General features: G+C 68.6%; 3 protein-coding genes. All 3 read left to right on the top strand.

Annotated features, from left to right (window positions below; translation table 11 throughout):
* Positions 1-279: 279 nt before the first annotated feature.
* Positions 280-1,872, top strand: a complete 1,593-nt coding sequence (locus RWR81_RS13425) for a hypothetical protein (RefSeq protein ID WP_314458208.1) — start codon at positions 280-282, stop codon at positions 1,870-1,872.
* Positions 1,873-1,980: 108 nt separating this feature from the next.
* Positions 1,981-2,484, top strand: a complete 504-nt coding sequence (locus tag RWR81_RS13420) for a nodulation protein NfeD (RefSeq protein WP_314458207.1) — start codon at positions 1,981-1,983, stop codon at positions 2,482-2,484.
* Between the two features lie 77 nt (positions 2,485-2,561).
* Positions 2,562-2,853 (top strand): SPFH domain-containing protein (locus tag RWR81_RS13415; protein WP_399498464.1); only part of this gene is annotated, 292 nt, incomplete at its 3' end.

Below are 2,853 nucleotides of genomic sequence, written 5' to 3'. Positions count from 1 at the left end.
TGCGGCGGTAGACGATGTGCTGGTCGAGGTCGACGTCGAGCTCGTGGGGGTGGGCCGCGGCCATGCCCCGCAGGGCGTCCGTGACCACGCTGTCAACGGAGTTGATGAGTTTCTTCATGGTCCTGACGCTACCGCGCCGCAGATCGTCGCGTACCGCCGGAAGTCCCAGGGAACGAAGGAGCACCGTCTTGCCTGAGCACTGTCCTCAGAGAGTCTGGGGACTATCTGGAGAGGTGTTTTTCTCGGCATTATTGAGTCGATTGCGGGCAGTATAGGGTCATGGATCTGTCCGTAGTCGCCATCGTGGCCTCCATCGCAGCCGGGGTCTCGGCCCTGGTTGCCACTGCCGCCGTCTTCACCGCGCGGCGTTCCACGGCGCATGCGGACCGGGCCATTGAGGAGGCATCACAGATTTCCCGGACCAGCATCGCGCGGATCGACGCGGTCCAGTCCGAGGCCGACGCTGCCCATCTGGCGGCGCGTCACGCCGCTGAAAGATTGCGTTCCATGAGCAAGGAGCGCACGATGCCGGACAGCATCGCCGCCTACAGGCTCTTCCTGCGGGAGGTCGTCGAGGACTCCAAGCACCTGCTGGGTCCCGAAGGGGCAGGGGTTCTGAAGAACGAGGCGCTGGACCGGATGCGGGTGGGGGCGCTCGTGGGCGGCTCGGACGAGGTGCTGCGGGCGTTGCGGAACTTCGCCCTCCTGCGCACCCAACGCCCCGGGGCACCCTGGCCGATCGCGTACGCCATGGCCTACGCGCGTCTTGAGTCAGACCTCGTCATCGCGATCCGCAATGACTTGGGATCCTCCGAGGAGTCTCTGACCGCGGACCAGATCTGGGGGGCGATCAACGCCCACTGCGTCGACCCGGCCTTCCGCCTGGCACTGCTCAGCCCTCTGGAGGACGTGCTGCGCCACGCCGGACAGGACCCCGCCCACTACGACCTCGGCCGCTTCGCGGGACCCGCCGGCCCGGGAGGCGCCACGGACTCCGGGAGCCCCACCAGTGCTTCCCGCGCCGCTCACGCCTCCGCCTCCGAACCCCGACGACGCCAGCGGCGAGCGCGCAGACGGGCGGCACCGGAGGTCACAGCATCCGAAGCAGCCGGGGCCACCGAGACGACCGAAACGACCGAAACGACACTGACGCAGCCCAGTATCGTGTGGGAACCGCTCGTTGCAGGGCGCGGCGATACTCACGCACCGGCGCCCTCACCTTCTTCGGCGGCCGTTTCTCACGCCCGGGAAGCCCAACCGCACTCCCGGGCCCAGCCGTCCTCCGCGAAGCCCGCGACCTCCACGGCCTCGGCCAGCACCGAGGAGACGGAGGCCGTCTCCGCACCGGTCCTCGGCGAGGCACCGACCAGGAGACACACGGTCGAGCCGGACACGCCTGTCCCACCGGGGACACCAGCCGCGCCAACGGAATCAACAGAATCAACCGCGCCCCCGGCAGTGACTCCGAGGCAGCCCGAGCCGCCGCGACCGCAGTCCGACTCCATCCCTACGAGCCCGCCGGTCACGTCTCCGACATCCTCACCAGTGAGGGCAGCAGCGGTGGTCGCCCGTACGGTCACGATGCCCTCGGCTCCGCGGTCATCCACGACCTCCGCCGCGTCAGCCGCCGCCGCAGCGGATGCGAGCGGCTACGGGATCATGCCCGCCCAGGCACAGGGTCGAACCAGTCCCCCCTCACCCCATCGCACCGAGCAGACCTCCGCCGTGGCCGCGGCCGGCGCCGTCCCCGCCCGCGCCGTCGGCTCACACCGGACAACGGCCCCCGCCCGCACGGCCGACTCGGACACGCAGGAGACCACGGCGGTCCCGGCAGTTCCTCAAACGTCGATCCCCCGGGCGCGCGGCGCCTGAATCGACCACAGGGTCCTTCTCCCCATCCCATCTCGGCATCCGGTTCCGGCCGCCGTGGGAGAATCCCAGTGCGGGAAGCCGATGGGGCTTCCACGGAAGGGAGCCGGTGTGAGCATCTTCATCTGGTGCACGATCATCGGCTGCACCGCTCTGTTGGCCGGGATCCTGTTCGACGGGCTGCTGGACGCGTTTCTCCCCGACGGGATGGTGCCGGTCCTGGCCCTGCCGGTGGCCGTGTTCGGCGCGATCGGCATGGGGATGAGCGCCGTGTCGGGATCCGCCGCACTACAGGTCCCGGCGACCGCGCTGTGGGGCGTTCCCACAGCCTTGGCGATCGCCTCGGGCATGGTCACGCGCTGGCTGTGGAACCGCCTGAGACGGACCATGCCGCTGGATACCGCTCCTCCCACCGCTGCGGAGCTCGTCGGTGAGAAGGTCACCGTCCTGTGGTGGAAGGACGGCAGCGGCGAGGTCCGTGCCGTCGCACGCGGCAACCAGCTCACGCTGCCGGCGCGCTCCGAGGAGTCGTTGCGCTCGGGTCAGAGCGCCTGGGTGCTCGACGCTGCCGACTCCCTCCTCACCATCACCCCTTGGGAGCAGATCGACAGCTGACCACCCGCTGACGGGCAGCAGCGACGCGCCGGCCCTCCTCACCGCTCCCCACCATCCCGAGAAGAAAGGAAGACAATATGGATGTAACGCTCATCGGTGCGATCGCGGCCATCGCCATCATCGTGATCCTGGTCCTGATCTACCTGTTCAGCCGGATCGTCGTCGTCCCCTCCAACCTCACCGGTCTGATCTCCGGGTCGAACCGCGGAACGGTCAAGATCATCCACCCCGGCGGACGCGACTTCGTCCTGCCAGTCATCCAATCCATCCAGTACCTGCCCTTCACCCAGACCACGATCAGCTTCAAGGTCACTGCCGAGGACGAGAACAAGATCAACGTCAACGTCGCCGCCGTCGCCGCCGTCAAGG

The organism is uncultured Actinomyces sp., from assembly GCF_963526355.1.
In the GTDB taxonomy this organism is placed as follows: domain Bacteria; phylum Actinomycetota; class Actinomycetes; order Actinomycetales; family Actinomycetaceae; genus Actinomyces.
Note: the sequence above shows the minus strand (reverse complement) of the source record. Positions and strands in the feature narration are given on the sequence as shown.

Coding starts and splice junctions, on each gene's coding strand:
- RWR81_RS13425 (WP_314458208.1), top strand. CDS start 280: ATGGATCTGTCCGTAGTCGCCATCGTGGCCTCCATCGCAGCCGGGGTC.